At 48.7% G+C, this 16,497-nt stretch carries 12 protein-coding genes; 10 read left to right on the forward strand and 2 right to left on the reverse strand.

The features are described from left to right. Positions 1 to 70: 70 nt before the first annotated feature. Positions 71 to 319 (reverse strand): Lpp/OprI family alanine-zipper lipoprotein, encoded by a 249-nt coding sequence (locus F0316_RS17225; RefSeq protein WP_001038496.1) that lies wholly within the window; start codon positions 317 to 319, stop codon positions 71 to 73. Positions 320 to 859: 540 nt separating this feature from the next. Here F0316_RS17225 and F0316_RS17230 point away from each other — a divergent pair. The 6 genes from F0316_RS17230 to F0316_RS17255 all read left to right on the forward strand — a co-directional run bounded on the left by F0316_RS17230 (position 860) and on the right by F0316_RS17255 (position 10,871). Beyond that, positions 860 to 2,206 (forward strand): DEAD/DEAH box helicase, encoded by a 1,347-nt coding sequence (locus F0316_RS17230; protein ID WP_172527505.1) that lies wholly within the window; start codon positions 860 to 862, stop codon positions 2,204 to 2,206. 214 nt (positions 2,207 to 2,420) lie between these two features. Continuing rightward, the gene (locus F0316_RS17235) at positions 2,421 to 4,418 is read left to right on the forward strand and encodes a prolyl oligopeptidase family serine peptidase (protein WP_149560756.1); all 1,998 of its coding nucleotides are present in this window, start codon (positions 2,421 to 2,423) and stop codon (positions 4,416 to 4,418) included. Then, a complete protein-coding gene (locus F0316_RS17240) occupies positions 4,418 to 6,559 on the forward strand; it encodes a TonB-dependent hemoglobin/transferrin/lactoferrin family receptor (protein ID WP_149560757.1) in 2,142 nt (713 codons plus the stop codon). Before F0316_RS17235 ends, F0316_RS17240 begins: the two co-directional genes overlap by 1 nt. 9 nt (positions 6,560 to 6,568) lie before the next feature. After that, positions 6,569 to 8,875, forward strand: coding sequence for a proprotein convertase P-domain-containing protein (locus F0316_RS17245; RefSeq protein WP_149560758.1), 2,307 nt, complete (start codon positions 6,569 to 6,571; stop codon positions 8,873 to 8,875). Further along, positions 8,872 to 10,314 (forward strand): Lcl C-terminal domain-containing protein, encoded by a 1,443-nt coding sequence (locus F0316_RS17250; RefSeq protein ID WP_149560759.1) that lies wholly within the window; start codon positions 8,872 to 8,874, stop codon positions 10,312 to 10,314. Before F0316_RS17245 ends, F0316_RS17250 begins: the two co-directional genes overlap by 4 nt. Beyond that, on the forward strand, positions 10,311 to 10,871 hold the full coding sequence (locus tag F0316_RS17255; RefSeq protein WP_000855103.1) for an Lcl C-terminal domain-containing protein: 561 nt from the start codon (positions 10,311 to 10,313) through the stop codon (positions 10,869 to 10,871). The genes F0316_RS17250 and F0316_RS17255 overlap by 4 nt, the downstream gene beginning before the upstream one ends. Before the next feature lie 133 nt (positions 10,872 to 11,004). On the opposite strand, the gene F0316_RS17260 is transcribed toward F0316_RS17255, so the two are convergent. Beyond that, positions 11,005 to 12,648, reverse strand: coding sequence for a methyl-accepting chemotaxis protein (locus tag F0316_RS17260; protein WP_001249510.1), 1,644 nt, complete (start codon positions 12,646 to 12,648; stop codon positions 11,005 to 11,007). A 370-nt stretch (positions 12,649 to 13,018) separates the two neighbouring features. Here F0316_RS17260 and F0316_RS17265 point away from each other — a divergent pair, with 370 nt between their 5' ends. The 4 genes from F0316_RS17265 (at position 13,019) to pstB (ending at position 16,492) form a co-directional block, all read left to right on the forward strand. Then, complete coding sequence (locus F0316_RS17265) at positions 13,019 to 13,840, forward strand: phosphate ABC transporter substrate-binding protein (protein WP_000754393.1); 822 nt, start codon at positions 13,019 to 13,021, stop codon at positions 13,838 to 13,840. A 78-nt stretch (positions 13,841 to 13,918) separates the two neighbouring features. After that, entirely contained in the window at positions 13,919 to 14,839 is a 921-nt protein-coding gene (pstC, locus tag F0316_RS17270; protein ID WP_000150748.1) for a phosphate ABC transporter permease subunit PstC, read from the forward strand. Positions 14,840 to 14,844: 5 nt separating this feature from the next. Continuing rightward, complete coding sequence (pstA, locus tag F0316_RS17275; RefSeq protein ID WP_032472106.1) at positions 14,845 to 15,708, forward strand: phosphate ABC transporter permease PstA; 864 nt, start codon at positions 14,845 to 14,847, stop codon at positions 15,706 to 15,708. 28 nt (positions 15,709 to 15,736) lie between these two features. Further along, a complete protein-coding gene (gene pstB / locus F0316_RS17280) occupies positions 15,737 to 16,492 on the forward strand; it encodes a phosphate ABC transporter ATP-binding protein PstB (RefSeq protein ID WP_000858875.1) in 756 nt (251 codons plus the stop codon). Positions 16,493 to 16,497: the final 5 nt, after the last annotated feature.

The raw sequence follows: 16,497 nt of genomic DNA on the forward strand, positions 1-16,497 counted from the left end.
TACTGTTCGTGGTATGAGAGAAAAAAAGAGCCAGCAAATGCTGGCTCTTTCAATTTATATCACTCAAAGATTACTTAGTGTAAGACTGAGCAATATTGTCGATACGTTCGTTAGCGCGTGCAGCTTCTTCTTGAGCGGCTTTCGCTGCTTCAGCAGCTTGATCCACTTTTGATGCCAGTGCAGCAACTTGCGAATTCAGTTCGCTGACCTGAGTGCTGATTTCGTTCATTTTTGCAGTGGTAGCTTCATCAGGACCAGAGGCGCAACCCGCTAGTAGAAGTACGGAAGACGCTGCTGCTGCGATTAACATCTTGTTCATAGAGAACTCCTTAACTTGGTAAGTCGGTGTTATTGACGTCCTATACTTATCGAAAATTAAAATATGGACGGAATTATTGTAGTCGCAATTTCGCGCAAAACTAGCCCTCAAAAGCTAAAAAAATCCAAGATTTTGACAACGAATCAATTAATTGTCCGACATCTTAATTATTAGATTATGAATAATGCGTTTTCTATTCGATAAACCGATATCCCCTTTCTACTTGAAGTCGCAACGATATTGACTAAGTTCGTTCGCTCCAATCACAGAGTTTGTCTATGCTCATGGGGGATGATGAGGCCATCCTTGGCTCTCAGCAAAGGCCAGCCGATGGATGTGCAAGTTTGTTCCAGACAAATTTGTCACTCACTTGTTACCTACCTGCAACGCCAAGTAGTTTGGGTATACCCATACTTGCCTTATGGATTTGGGGATTATTTTGTCGGTCAGCTATCTATGGTGCGTCGATTTGCGCTATCATAATGGCCTTTTTCGTGATCTGCTTTACAGTTTTAAGCACAACCAAAGATGGAGAGTACTTTGCAATTCAAAGATTTAGGCTTAGATAATCGCTTATTGAAAAATCTAGCGCATTACAATTTCAAACAAGCGACTGAGATCCAACAACAGGCGATACCGCTCACTATTGCGGGACGTGATTTGTTGGCCTCATCTAAGACAGGTTCGGGCAAAACGTTGGCCTTCGTGCTGCCTATGCTGCATAAATCTTTAAAAACCAAAGCCTTTTCAGCTAAAGATCCACGTGGCTTGATTTTGGTTCCAACCCGTGAGTTGGCAAAGCAGGTGTATGGTGAGCTGCGCTCCATGTTGGGTGGTTTAAGTTATACGGCAACCTTGATCACGGGTGGTGAAAACTTTAATGACCAAGTGAAAGCGTTAGCGCGTGGACCTCGCTTTATTGTCGCGACACCCGGACGTTTAGCCGATCATCTTGACCACCGTTCACTCTTTTTGGAAGGCCTAGAAACGCTAGTGCTGGATGAAGCGGATCGTATGTTGGATTTAGGCTTTGCCAAAGAGCTGCGCCGTATCCATAACGCGGCAAAGCACCGTCGTCGCCAAACCTTGATGTTCTCTGCCACATTAGATCATGCTGATGTGAATGATATGGCGATGGAGCTGCTTAATGAACCGAAACGTATCGCGATCGGGGTGGGTAGCGAAGAGCACAAAGACATTACTCAGCATTTCTATTTGTGTGACCATCTAGATCACAAGGAAGCGCTGCTCGATCGTATTTTGGCCGATGCTGAGTACCGTCAAGTGATCATTTTTACAGCAACGCGTGCCGATACCGATCGCCTGACTGAGAAGCTCAATCAAAGCAACCTCAAAGCAGTTGCGCTCAGTGGTAACCTCAATCAAACGCAGCGTAACACCATCATGGGGCAATTTGAGCGTGCGGTATTTAAGATTCTCGTGACGACGGATGTTGCTTCACGTGGCCTTGATATTCCCGCGGTGACTCACGTGATCAACTTTGATATGCCAAAGCATACCGAAGAGTATGTTCACCGTGTTGGCCGTACTGGTCGTGCCGGAAATAAAGGGGATGCCATGTCTCTTGTTGGGCCAAAGGACTGGGAGAGTTTTAAGCGAGTGGAAGCTTTTTTACAGCAAGAGATCCAATTCGAGGTTTTAGCTGGTTTAGAAGGTAAGTTTAAAGGGTTGAAACCCCGTCAAGCGAAGCCTAAAGCCGCGCCAAGTCAGCGGGTCAACAAAGCGAAAACGCCAAGCAAAGCGAAAAAAGCGGCGCCGCGTGACAAGAGCTTCTACCAAAATGTGGCGGTGGGTGACTCGGTCTTTATCCCGAAAAAGAAAGTCGCGCCTAAGCCAGAAGTGGATCTGGAAGACGACATCGACTAAGCCATGCTGTACAACTTAGCGTGCAACTGCCTGATTTTCAATCAAGAAACCGTCTGTGAAGGGCGGTTTTTTTATGCCCAATAAATGGGGTTTCGTGGCGTACTTCAAGAAATAGAATATTTACTCCATTAGTAATACAAATGATAATTGATCTTGTTTGCGTTTGTGTTAGAGTGGCGACCGATTTTTATTTGTTATAGTTGTCACATTTTCGATGAAACTGCTCAATGTATTGCTGTTAACGACATCTCTGTCGGTTTTTTATACTTACGCAGAGACGGATTATCAATGGTTACGCGATGACTCGCGTTCGGAACCTGCGGTGAAGCAGTTTTTGGCTGAGCATAACCGAAAAACCGATCATTGGTTTGCACCTGCAAAGCCACTGGTGCAAGAGTTGGTCAATGAATGGCAACAAACTTCACAGCATAAAGCGCCTCCGCCTGCGCTTATCTACGCAAACCAGCAGTACAACGACATCCAATGGAATGGTCATCGGCACATCGTCAAGATAGGTGCACAAGGCCAAATTGAGCCTCTGCTGAATCTTAGCGCGCGTACAGAGCCGTTTGATTATTACCAATTGGCTTCTTGGTCACTTGATCGCTCAGTCCAATCGGTAGCGTTGGCAGAAGATACGCGGGGTGACGAGCAGTTTAAGCTGACGATCGTGCGTTTAGCCGATCGCACCGAGCAGATCGTTTCAGAAACAGCGAGCACTTACTTTGCTTGGGCGGCCGATGGCAAAAGCCTCTACTACTTATCTGATCTCAATGGGTCTACCCAGCTGCAGCGTTTTGAGCTAGAAACGGGTCAATCAACGAGGCTTGCAGAGTGGCGCTCGGCAGAGTGGCTGTTCTCGCTCTATTCTGCAAGCAATCCACGCTATATCGTGGTACAGCAAAATAATGAAAACTCGACTCAGCAGCGCTTGCTGGATACCCAAACCGGTGAGCTGATGCCATGGCTACGCACGACTGAGCCGGGGCTGGAATATTATGCCGATGTGCTGGGTGAGACCCTTTACATCAATAGTAACCATCAGGGGGCATTTCGTCTCTATCGTCAGCCGTTACACACTAAACAGGACTGGCAAAGCGTCACTACACATAAAGAAATCGGCTCACTGAGCAACTTTTATCTGTTTGATGCTGGGATTGTGTTGGTGGAGAACCAAACTCTGGCACCGAAAGTTTGGGTTCTCGATAGCCAAGGCGAAGTGCGTACTCACTTTGAACTGCGCGATTTAGGTCAAGTGGCGTGGATCTCTCGCAATGGTGATGCTGTCAGTAATCGGCTGCGTGTACGTACCATGTCAATGACGGAGCCTGCTAGCTGGCATGAGTTGGATGTGGCGCAGTTACAATGGCAACAGTTAAGCCAAGATCACTACGCAGACTTTGACCCGAAACAGTATCAAACCCAAACGGTATGGGTGACGCAAGGTGCCATCCAAGTTCCGGTGACACTGGCTTACCGCTCTGACAAGCTGACTCCCAACAGCAGTGTGGTGCTGTATGGCTATGGCGCTTATGGCGTGACGATGAAGCCCTATTTCATGCCACAAATAGTCAGCTTGCTTGATCGAGGCATGATTTACGCGATCGCTCATGTTCGTGGTGGTGGATACCTTGGCGAGGCTTGGCATCAAGCTGGCGCTGGACTCAATAAACAAAACGGCATTGATGATTTCCTCGCAGCCGCTCGATATCTCACCCATTTTCAGCAAGGTGAGCGCGCCATTTATACGATCGGCGGAAGTGCCGGCGGCACCTTGGTTGCTGCGGCGCTCAATCAGCAGCCCAACCTATTTGCTGGAGCGGTGCTGCAAGTGCCGTTTGTCGATGTGTTAGCCAGTATGAGTGATACCAGTCAAGCCTTGACGGCGCAGCAGTATCAAGAATGGGGTAATCCTCAACAGCCAGAGCAGCGTCAAGTGATACAAGCTTATGATCCACTCAGCAATCTACGTGCTGCTCCTTACCCTCCGACGTTGGTTAATGTCGGTTGGTGGGACAATCGAGTGCCCTATTGGGAAGGGGCTCGCTATTTGGCACGTTTGAGTGACGTCTCACAAGGGGCTGGTCCTTACCTTTTATCAACCGATTTTCAGGCGGGTCACTCCAGTGATCGGCGTCAAGCGCTTGAAAAGCAGGCGCGTGAATATGCGTTCTTTCTCACCTTAGATAAAACCAGAAAAGCGGGGCAGTAATGAAGCTTTCTCCAGTATCAGCTGCGGTACTTAGCGTACTCGCGGCCGGGTTCGCTCATGCCGAAACTGAGCCTAGCCACTACGAAGAAGTGGTGGTGACGGCCAATCGCATTGAGCAGCCTTTGTCAGAAGTGGCGGGCTCAGTGGCAGTGCTTGAAGGGGAAACCTTTGAAAAGCAAGGCAAGACCGAGTTGTACGATGCATTGAATCAAGAACCGGGTGTCAGCGTGACTGGCGGAGCGGGACGCCCACAAAATATTACGATTCGTGGCATGACCGGCAACCGGATAGCGATTGTTCGTGATGGTATTCAAAGTGCGGATGGTTATGGCGCTGCAGATATTAACGACAAGTATGGCCGTAACACATTTAGCCTGAGCAATGTGAAACAGATCCAAGTGGTGAAGGGCGCGAGTTCAACCCTATACGGTTCTGGTGCGATTGGTGGCGTCGTGATCATCGAAAGTAAAGCGCCGGAAGATTATCTGTACCACCGTGATTATTACGTGGATGCCGCATTGACCTACTCAGGCATCAGCAACCGCTACCAAGGTAACCACGCGTTAGCCATGCGTCACGGTGATGGCGAGGCGCTGCTCACGATCGACTACTGGCAAGGTGAAGAGACACGTAACTTTAATCAAGATCTTTATAACCGCGAAGTGGATGGTTACAACCTTGGGTTCACCCATCATTATTGGTTAAACGATGCGCTGCGTTTAAAAACGCACTTAGAGTATTTTGATGATTATGCCAAGCGTCGCGAAGGCACCTCTTCTATCCAAAAAGATGACAAGTGGGATCTGGTCAGCTTTTACGAGTATCAACGCAGCCAAACGCGTCTGGCCAGCGTTGGTGCTGATTACACGGCTAATCTAAGTTGGATGGATACGCTGGAAGGCAAACTCTACTGGCGCAGTACAGAAAACATCACACTGACGAACCGTTTGATGGCGAATGATCGGTCTGGCGCTGGCATCCTCTCCTATCGCCGTGAACTGCGTGATGAAGGGTTCAATGATGAGGCGTTAGGAGCCACGCTCAATGCGCAAAAAGAGTGGCAACAAGGTGAGTGGCTGCATCAGTTTGCTTACGGTATGAGCGTTGATGGTCATGATTACCAGCGACCGAAATCGATTCGACGGATGGAATCTTCAGGTGACGATTTACAAGCCGATGAGCCGTTTGCTCCTGCGCGTGAGTACCGTTTTGGCGTCTACGGACAAGACAATCTCCTCTTAGGCGATTGGACGCTGGCTGCGGGTTTGCGTTTTGATGCGCAAAAATTGAGCCCTAAAAATACCGATCGTATTCATGGCTACAAAGTGGTGACCATGGGGAGCAGTGAGTGGTCACCCAGTGCCTCAATCTCTTATCAATGGCATCCAGAATGGAATACTTACCTGAGCTACAACCATGGCTTCCGTGCGCCAAGTTATGACAAAGCGTATGGCGCAAGCGATCACAGTTTCGTCCCGCTAACGCCATTTATCATCAAGCCCAACAATAAGTTACGCGCTGAAACCAGCGACAGTTTCGAGTTAGGCAGCAAATACGACAATGGTCAGACGCAACTTTATGTGGCCGTGTTTTATTCCATCTTCGATAACTTTATTGATGTCAAACAAGTCGGTTATGACAACGCCACAGGGTCGGTGATTCAGCAATACCAAAATATCGCGGGCGTCAAAACCTACGGTGCTGAAATGTCGGTGATGCATCGTCTAGATGATCGTTGGAGTGTCGAAAATAAACTCGGATACGTCGATGGTAAAGATGGTGAAAACCAATACGTGCGCACCTTAACCCCACTAGAAGGGAGTGTGCAGCTCAACTACCAACGAGAGCGATGGGACGCTTACAGCCGCCTGAACTGGGCGAGTGCCATGAGCCGGGTGCCGAATTGCACCACAGAGCAAGGCAAAGAAACTGAATGTGCCACGACCACAGGTTGGGTGAGTTGGGACCTTGGTCTTAACTACCAATGGAATGCACAACTGAGTGCCAGTTTCAACGTGGTTAACCTGCTCGATCGAGAATACACGCGCTATCAAGATGTCGCTGGTGTGACGCCAAGTGACACCCTCTATTCCACGGAGCCGGGACGCTATTTCACCGTGCACGCTAAGTATGTGTTCTAGGAATTTAAGATGAAATCAACGTTGACCTTAATCATAGCCAGTCTATTGGCCCCCTTAGCCTCAGCGGCGCAATGGGATTATCCTGCCACCAGCGATAAAGTGCTGAATGAGGCGCAGGCTCTGGCGTTTGTCGAAAAGTACTATCCACAAGTGGGCCAGCCAGCACTGCGTTATCGCAAAACCAGCCTGCTTGGTACCCATTACAATTTTGACTTGACCCAAAATGGGGAAGTGCAGGCACAAAAAACGGTGGTTATCTCTACCGATAAGCAGGGCAATGTCACTCGAGTGTTTAAAAGCCTCAATGATACCGTGCTGGTTAACGGCGTGCCGAGTGTCGCCGCTGAATTGGTTGCCCCACAGCGTTTAACCGCTCTTCAACCGCCTGAATTAACGACGGGGAGCCCGATTAACGTTGACGTTTCGATTTTTGACCCTGACTTGCGCACCATGGATGGCTTGGCGGCCCCTGCGACGCCTTGGACGTCGATGGATCACTATCCAAACTCACCACAATATGTTAAAGCAAATGTGGAATTGCTGGCATCGGGTGGGAAATACTATCTTGCTAATACAAGAGTACAGATGGTGGATGCACAAGCCATCTTAGAAAAAGAAGCAAATAGCAGTACCTATGTTAAGAGTGGTGTTGCCCTTGCACCTGCTGATAGCGTCATCATGAGCTGGAGTTCGATCGCCGAGTTACAAGCCGTAAAAATGGAAGATAACGGTTTTAAACAGATCATGGCGTTTGCGCATCTGGATAATTCGCTACGCTATTTGAATTCGCTCGGTTATGACCTGTTCAATAAAGCCGATGGCTCAGGCATCGAACCGGTACTGTTTGATGCCGCCGCGCTCTCAACCGATAACTCCTCATACTATGTGGGCCCTAATGTCATTTTATTTGGCGAAGGCGTTTCTCACGATGCGCTGGATGCCGATATCATCTGGCATGAACTTGGTCATGCTATTCACTACCACATGGTTCCGGACTGGGCTTACGGCCATACTGGCGCGTTAGGCGAAGGGTTTGGCGACTATTGGGCGGGAGCGCACAGCTTCCGTAACCAGTATGAACAAGGCAAAGCGTTTGAAATTGATACCCTATTCAACTGGGATGGTTATTTTGGAACCACAATTTCCACTCGCAGTTTGGCTAACCTCGCGGCGCGTTATTACTCTGCAGGTGATTATCGTGCCCATGAGCGTGAAGCGGGTCATTTAGGTGATGAACTCTGGTCGACCCCTTTGTTTCAAAGCTTGAAGCAGGCGGTTGAGCAATATGGGGTCAGCGCCTTTGATGAGTTCAACACTGTAGTGTTGGAGTCCATGTTTGGCGTAGGGCGTGGGGTATTGATGCACGACCTTGCACAAAACATGCTGTATGTGGCCAACGCTCTGTATCCAGATAAAGACTATAAGCAGATCTTACAGCGCAATTTGCAGCATCACGGTTTACTGCAAGCACCGTTCCAAGCGGCATTTGCTAAAAAGTACCTTGACCCGCTCGCAACTCAAAACCTTTACGTCAATGCGACAGAGCGCTCGGCAACGACGCAAGCCACGGTGGTGATGGCTGGGCAAACTCATACTTTTAGCCAAGACAATCTGGCTAATGTGGTGTGGCGATTGCCTGCACCAACCGATTACCAATGTGGTGTCGCGACCTCGGTTAAGGTCGATTTTAACTACCAGTATGCCCACTTCTTAGACCAGCAAACGTGGCTGGCGGAGTTACCTGTCGTGTTTGGTCTTCCTAAGATGGCACAAACCTTTACGACCTTGAACTCAACCTTGCGTGATGCGCAGTTGAGCAGTGATGGCAAACTCGCTTCAGGTTTTAAAAGCTACAACTTCTTTGTGGAAGGCGCCGCACGCACCGTGGGCGATGATTTTGCGCTGCGCGTGAAACTTAGCCACAGCAATATGCAGGATTTGCGTATCACCTTGATTTCCCCACAAGGTACCCGAGTTGAGATCCTCAATAACCAAACCACGCCGGTTGCGCAGCTGGATGACTATTGGGTATTAGCGCATCAAAAGGCGCTGCAAGTGCTACGCGGTGAACGGTTAGATGGCAATTGGCGCTTGGAGATCCTCGATAATGTCGTGGGCAATGTGGGTAATTTACATTTATGGGGAGTCGGTGAAGTGACCCACTACACCTGTGATAAAGAAGTCAAAGATCAAACAAGCACGACCAATAGTGAAGAAGACGTCGCGGCGGGCAGTGGTTCTCTCACTTTAGGCTTGCTGCTTCTACTGAGCGCTTTCTCTCGTCGTCGTTGGGCTAACAAGGGGACTCAATCATGAAATTTCACTACTCTTTGATCAGTATGGCGCTACTGATGGCTGGTTGTGGCGGTGAAGATGCTGCGCTGGAGACGGGTCTGCCTGAATACGTTTTATCGGGCTCGTTGAGCGCGCAAAACGTCGCACTGAACAGCAAAATCTGCTTAGACCGTAACCAAAACTTCACTTGTGATAGCGGCGAATTTACCACCCAAGCGGACAGCAATGGTCGTTTTACGCTAAGAAGCTTGGATAAATCACTCTATTCATTGCCTATTTTGGCTGAAGTGAGCCGTGCCAGTGCTGCGCGCTCGGCAGACAATGATTCAGCCAATATTGTGCTTGCCGCTCCGGGGTTAAACCGAGCGGGGGATCGACTCATCAACGGTGTGAGCACCCTGTTTGCGGCGTTAATGGTGGCTGGTTACACCGAAGCCGACGCAATTAAACTCTTTCTCGCCCAGCTCGAACAGCGTGGCATCTCCGCTCCCCGGGATCTGCAGACGCTGTTTACGCAAAATTCATTAGCCCAGCTTGAAGCCAATATGCTGGAGATTTTGCCACTCATCGCCACAGAAAAGCGCACGCAAGTGCTAGCCGCCTTGGCACAAACCTTTGGCGATGAACATCCTGGCATAGTCCACAACGCTTTGAGTGAGGCGCAGCTTACGGAGTACGTGACACAGTTGGCGAAACGCGTTCCTCGCCAAGTGCCGCTAAACGATACTGGGCTGGTCACTTTTTATGAAGAAGGGGGTGTTGTCGGTTATATCCCCAACAGTGATTATCCAGAGCAGGATGCCGAGTATGGTCGTGATGCTCTATCGGGCAAGTCAGCCTTCACGATGCGCAAACTCGATGCAGCGGGCAAACCACTGAGCGATAGCGCAAGTGAATGGTCTTGTGTACGCGATGAAGTAACCGGATTGGTGTGGGAAGTGAAAAGTGCAGATACGACCTCGCTTAATCACAAAGAACGCCTGTTTGCCCTTGAGATCCCTGGGCGTTTTAGTCCTTATGCTGAGGATGTGGAAGAAGCCACCTGCCATAGTGCGGGTGATGAAGTCTGTACGACGGCGCAATACATTACACATCTAAACCAAACGGCGCGTTGTGGGATCCGTCATTGGCGATTACCAACCAGCCTAGAGTTGTTCAACCTGTTTGATTTTGGCGAGACGGGCGAAGAGGCGCAGGCATTGAGCGTGAGCTATTTTCCGCAGCAGAGCCAGAACGAAGATTACTCTGGCCATACTTGGACTTCTGCCGTGAGTTATATGAATTATTCGTTATTAATGGCTAATGGCTCCCACTCCTACAGATTTATTAGTCACTTAGGCTTAGCGAAGGGTGAAGTCAGCGTGATCGAAATCTATGACCAGAATAAAGAAGCGGATTCGGGTAGCTCCTTGCTGCTTCCAGTGCGTATGGTTGCCAACCCAGTGGAGAATCAAGAATGAAAACCCTCTCGACTATGGCCACTCTGCTGGCGTTGAGCTTACCGGTAATGGCGCAAGAGTGTGCGAGTGATATTGTGCGTACCGCACCCAACTTACGTTATGTTTACAGCACCCAAGGAACAGTAAAAGATCTGCACACAGGGTTAACGTGGATGCGCTGCACCTTTGGTAAGGATTGGAATGCTGAGCAAGGACGTTGTACAGGACAGGCGCAACCTCTGCGCTGGCAAGCGGCACTCCAAGAAGTGCAAGCGATCAATCACCCGGGTAGCCGTCACCGTTTACACCAGTTTGCGGGTGTTAAACAGTGGCGCATGCCAAACATCAAAGAGCTAAGCAGTTTGACCGAACAAGCCTGCTTTGCGCCAGCGGCGAATGAGACGGCGTTTGCCTCTGGCTTAGTGACCGAGGTGGGCAACTATGCCGCTTATTTATGGAGTAATACCACGCGTATTGAGCGTGAAGAAGCTTGGACGTGGGATGCCATTAACGGCGAGATTTATGCGTACTCGATTCACGCTCATGAGATGGGGTTGCTCCTTGTGGCGGATGAGTAATAGGCATGCTTATTTCTGCTGTCCCCATCTTGCTTGAAGGGCAGTGGTGTTAGCTCTAAAAATAAGTGGCACGAAAAAGACAAAGGTCTGGTTTATCCAGACCTTTTTTATATCATCAAGAACGTCGACTCGTTTACACTCGGAAATACTGGAGCTGCTGGTGTTGCTGCTCGGCAAGGTCGGACAGCTCATGGCTTGCTGCTGCTGATTGAGTAATGCCAGTCACATTTTGGCTAACCAGTTCATAAATATTGCTGAGGTTGCGGTTGATGTCTTTGGTCACTTGGCTTTGTTCTTCGGAAGCGGTTGCCACTTGCGCGTTGATCTGACCCAAGGCACTGATCGAATGATTGATTTCAGTGAGAGATGCACTGACTTTGGCTGCTAAAGATTGGTTTTGCTCAAGCAGGCTTAAGCTTGAATGCATACTGCTGTTAGCGGTATTGGATTGGTTTTGCAGCTCTTCAATAATGGCTTGGATCTCTTGAGTCGAGGTCTGTGTGCGCGCGGCTAACATACGCACTTCATCGGCTACTACAGCAAATCCGCGTCCGCTTTCTCCCGCGCGAGCCGCTTCAATCGCGGCATTGAGTGCCAGAAGGTTAGTCTGCTCAGAAATACTACGGATCACTTCCGTCACATTACCAATGCGTTCAGATTGCTCCTTCAGTTGATTGACCACTTGTGCGGCTTCTGTGAGTTGGTCAGCCATTTTCGCGGTTGCGCGGTGGCTCTCTTCAAACATCCGTAAGCTTTGAGATGCCAGTTGGTTGGCTTGTTGTGCTGCGCCATCCGCACTGTGTGCATGATCAGTCACACTTTGTGCGGTGCTTTGCAGCTGGTTGACGGCTGAAGCCACTTGTTCAACTTCCTGTTTCTCTTGATCGGAGTTGACACTGGCTTGAGTCATCACCGTCGCTAATTCGGTCGAGGCAGAAGCGACATCGGTACTGATGCGCACTAAGCTCTCTACCGTTTGGCGCAGTTGAGTCACCGTGGCGTTGACATCACGGGCTAGAAGGGTGATTTCGTTATTGCCCTCTTCTTGGGCTTTAACCAGTAAATTACCTTTTGCGATTTCACGTACCGTTTGTTGCAACTGACGAATTGGGGTGACAATGATGCCCGCCAGTAGCCAACTGCTTAGCGCAGCGACCAGTAAAATACCGATTAAAGCAAACGTGGATTGAGACATGACCGCATCGTGCTCATGCTCACTCTCATCAATGGTCGTCATAGCCACTTGGTTTAAGCGATTGGATAGCACATCGATGGCTTTAATCATCTCATTGCCCACCTTGCGATATTCTGCGGTGGCCTGTTCATACTGGGCGGTAAATCGCTCGTCTTTCTCTTGGTCACTGTGTTCGATGTTCAGTAATGGGATCATGGTTTGAATCGAGTAATCCACATAACGCTGCATAGCTTGTGTAAGCCCTGCGACTTCATTTTTCAGTTCGGGATTATCCGCAAGGCTGCGTAAGAGCGCCAAGTTTTCGGTTTGTTTTTCTTTAAGAACGTTAGGAAGGGCGGTCACTTCAGCGGGACGGAACAGACTATAAATGGCGCTGATGCGCATCGCATACGTGTTATCAATCAGAGTGGTGAGATTATCTTTATCGGTGATGAGTTGTTCAGTAGAGACGGTAACTTGGTGGAAGGCGGTTTTTAAGCTGGAGGTACTGAAGGTAATGCCAATGATCAGTAACAACAGAGTGAAAAATACCGGTACTACAACCTGCAGCTTGATAGACAAGCCGCTGAGTAACTGGCGCATGGTGATCCTCTTCTAAAAGTTATTAAGAATAATTATCGTTATTTAAAATAAATGCCCTCCGATAATAAGCATCAATGATGAGATTGCAATCGCTTGCAAACCAAGATTGATGACTAAATATTGACTCTGGTCACATTTTTATCCTGATGTTGCTGATGGAAGAAATAGTTAGCTTTTGGGGTGAATTTTTTGTTGCAACCTTGATAACCGCTTGGGTGAAAACGCTATGTCTGTGGATTTTATGAACAATAAGCGAAAGGTGTCATAGAGGGTTCAATTAAGTGAAACATAATTGTCATATTCACCGCCTAAAGTGAGCCTCGTTCAAGTGAAACACAACGGCAACCCAGCCACTTATAGGAAATTCGTGATGAAAAAGACAGTAATCGGTGCTATCGCTCTTATGGGCGCACTTGCAGTAACTCCAGTGATGGCGAAAGAGACAATCTCAGCAGTGGGCTCAAGCAGTGTTACTCCGCTGATGGAAGTGTTTTCTGAAACTTACGCCAAAATGAATCCTGAAGTTTTCATTGAAGTACAAGGCCCAGGCTCTTCTGCGGGTATCAAAGCCGCGAAAAACGGCAGCGCGGACATCGGTATGTCATCGCGCAATCTGAAAGATTCTGAAAAAGAAGCGACTCTGGTTGAAGAAGCGATCGCGCTTGACGGTATCGCAGTCGTGGTTCACCCAAGCAATGCGGTGAAAGGTCTGACAGCAGAACAAGTTTCTGAAATCTACAAAGGCGAAATCACCAACTGGAAACAAGTTGGTGGTGAAGATAAGCCAATCGTTGCTATCACTCGTGACACCGCTTCGGGTACTCGTGGTGCATTCGAAGACATCATGGAACTGAAAAAGAAAGTGGCGGATAAAGAAGTCTCTGCTATTTCTCAACGTGCTCAAGTCGCGAATGGTAACGGCGCACTGAAAACTATGGTCGCTTCTAACCCTTATGCGATTGGTTATATTTCACTCGGTACTGTTGATACTTCAGTTCACGCACTGGCTGTGAACGGTGTTGAAGCGAGCGTAGATAACGTGAAAAACGGTACTTACAAAGTTTCTCGTCCATTCCTTGTGCTCTACAAACAAGATAAGCCATCTGCTGAAGCGAAGAAATTCCTAGATTGGATGCTGTCAGCTGACGCACAAAAGATTGTCGCTGATAAAGGCTACATCACAGTTAACTAACACGCTTTACTCCCTTTGCCCGACCCAAATTGGGTCGGGTACTTTGTTTACATCGACCTTAGTTCGATAGGTGATTTTATGACCATCGCAACAAATAGTGACAAGCTTATGGATAATACCTCTATGCGTAGTTTGCGTGAGCAACGACGTGTTGACTGGAAAGAACGTATCTTTCACGGTTTGTTTATGACCAGTGCCGTGATCGGCATTTTATCTCTAGCCATCATTGCTTACTTCATTGTTCGTGAAAGTATCCCTGCTTTCCAAGAAGCGGGAGTCACTGGCATAGTGCTTGGGCAAGACTGGTTACCACCTGCCCTATACGGTGTCGCGACCATGATTGTCGCTTCTGTCGTCTCAACCTTTGGGGCTGTGATTGTGGGTGTTCCGGTTGGTGTTCTCACGGCTATTTTTATCGCTGAAGTGGCTCCCAAACGGGTGGCGGATGTGATACGCCCTGCAGTTGAATTGCTCGCCGGTATTCCTTCTGTGGTCTATGGCTTCTTTGGCTTGGTGATCATCGTTCCGCTGATTCAAGATGTCTTTGATGTACCTGCGGGTAACACGATTCTGGCAGGTATCATAGTGTTGGGCGTCATGATCCTTCCCACCGTGATTACGGTCTCTGAAACTTCGATTCGCGCGGTACCGCGTGCTTACAAAGAAGGTTCACTCGCACTGGGTGCTTCAAGCATCTACACCATCTTCAAACTGCTGGTTCCCGCTGCGCGCTCCGGGATCATGACGGGCGTTATCTTGGGTATTGGTCGCGCTCTGGGTGAAACCATGGCGATCATCATGGTGATGGGCAATGCTCCTGCGATGCCAGAAGGCCTACTTGATTCGGCACGTACCCTGACAGCCAACATTGCGATTGAAATGTCTTACGCCAGTGGCATTCATGCTAACGCACTCTACGCCACAGGTGTGGTACTGCTGGTGTTCATCATGATGCTGAACGGTGCGTTGCTGTATTTAAACCGTGAGAAAGCGAGGTAATGACGATGGATCGCGTAAAACTGAAACAAGCGCGTGTGCTCAAAGACAATATCTTGCGCACGTTTATTTGGATTTCTGCGGCGCTGACCGTCGGCTTCTTGTTTTGGATCATCTGGTACATCTTGTCCAACGGTCTGCAACACGTTAACTGGAAATTCATTACTGACAATTACACCCACACGGGCGATGAACACGGTATTTTCCCGATGATTGTCTCGACCGTGTATATGGTTGTCGCTTCGATCGCGGTCGCCGCGCCTATCGGTATCATGACAGCGATTTACTTGACGGAATACGCCAAAGTCGGCAGCCGTTTGGTCAAAATCATCCGCTTTTGTACCGAGTCACTGGCGGGGATCCCTTCGATCATTTTTGGTCTGTTCGGTATGACCTTCTTCGTGGCGATTTTGGGCTTAGGTTTCTCGATTCTTTCCGGTGCATTAACTCTCAGTATCTTGATCCTGCCAGTCATTATCCGTACCACGGAAGAAGCCTTAATGGCGGTACCACAAACCTACCGTGAAGGCTCGTATGGCGTGGGTGCTTCAAAAATTTACACCATCCGCCGGCTAATTTTGCCTAGTGCTATGCCGGGGATTTTAACTTCTGTCATTTTGAGTATTGGCCGTGTCATTGGTGAATCTGCCCCAGTATTTTTAACCGCGGGTATGGTGGCGCGTATTCCAGATTCTCTGCTCGATTCTGGACGCACCTTGACCGTTCACTTGTACAAACTGACCACAGAGCTGTTCACCATTGAAGAATGGAACCAAGCTTATGGCACCGCCACTGTGCTGATTGTTGTGGTTTTGCTGATCAACATGATCACCAAGATCATCGCCAAACGATTCAATACTGCGACCTATTAAGTCATTGACAGAATTTAGAGATAACACAATGAAAACGACCAAATTCAACATTGAAAACCTCGACCTGTTTTACGGTGAGAACCAAGCCCTGAAATCGATTAATCTGCCGATTCCTACGCGTCAAGTGACAGCACTGATTGGCCCCTCTGGTTGCGGTAAATCAACCCTGTTGCGCTGCCTGAATCGTATGAATGATCTCATTGAGGGAGTCACAATTACCGGTAAGCTGACCATGGATGGCCAAGATGTGTATGGCAATATCGATGTGTCTGATCTGCGTATCCGCGTTGGTATGGTGTTCCAAAAACCCAACCCATTCCCAATGAGTATTTATGAAAACGTGGCCTATGGTCTGCGTGCGCAAGGTATCAAGGACAAAAAGCATCTTGATGAAGTGGTTGAACGTTCACTGCGTGGCGCAGCGCTGTGGGATGAGGTAAAAGATCGTCTTAAATCTCATGCCTTTGGTTTATCAGGTGGCCAGCAGCAGCGTCTTTGTATCGCGCGCACCATCGCCATGGAACCCGATGTGATCTTGATGGATGAGCCGACTTCGGCACTTGACCCGATTGCGACCCACAAAATTGAAGAGCTGATGGAAGATCTGAAGAAGAACTACACCATCGTTATCGTGACTCACTCAATGCAGCAAGCGCGCCGTATTTCAGACCGTACTGCATTCTTCTTAATGGGTGAGTTGGTTGAACACGATGACACTCAAGTCATTTTCAGTAACCCACGCGATGATCGTACCCGTGGTTATGTGAATGGTGATTTTGGTTAATGAAT

Source organism: Vibrio cholerae, assembly GCF_008369605.1.
Classification (GTDB): domain Bacteria; phylum Pseudomonadota; class Gammaproteobacteria; order Enterobacterales; family Vibrionaceae; genus Vibrio; species Vibrio cholerae.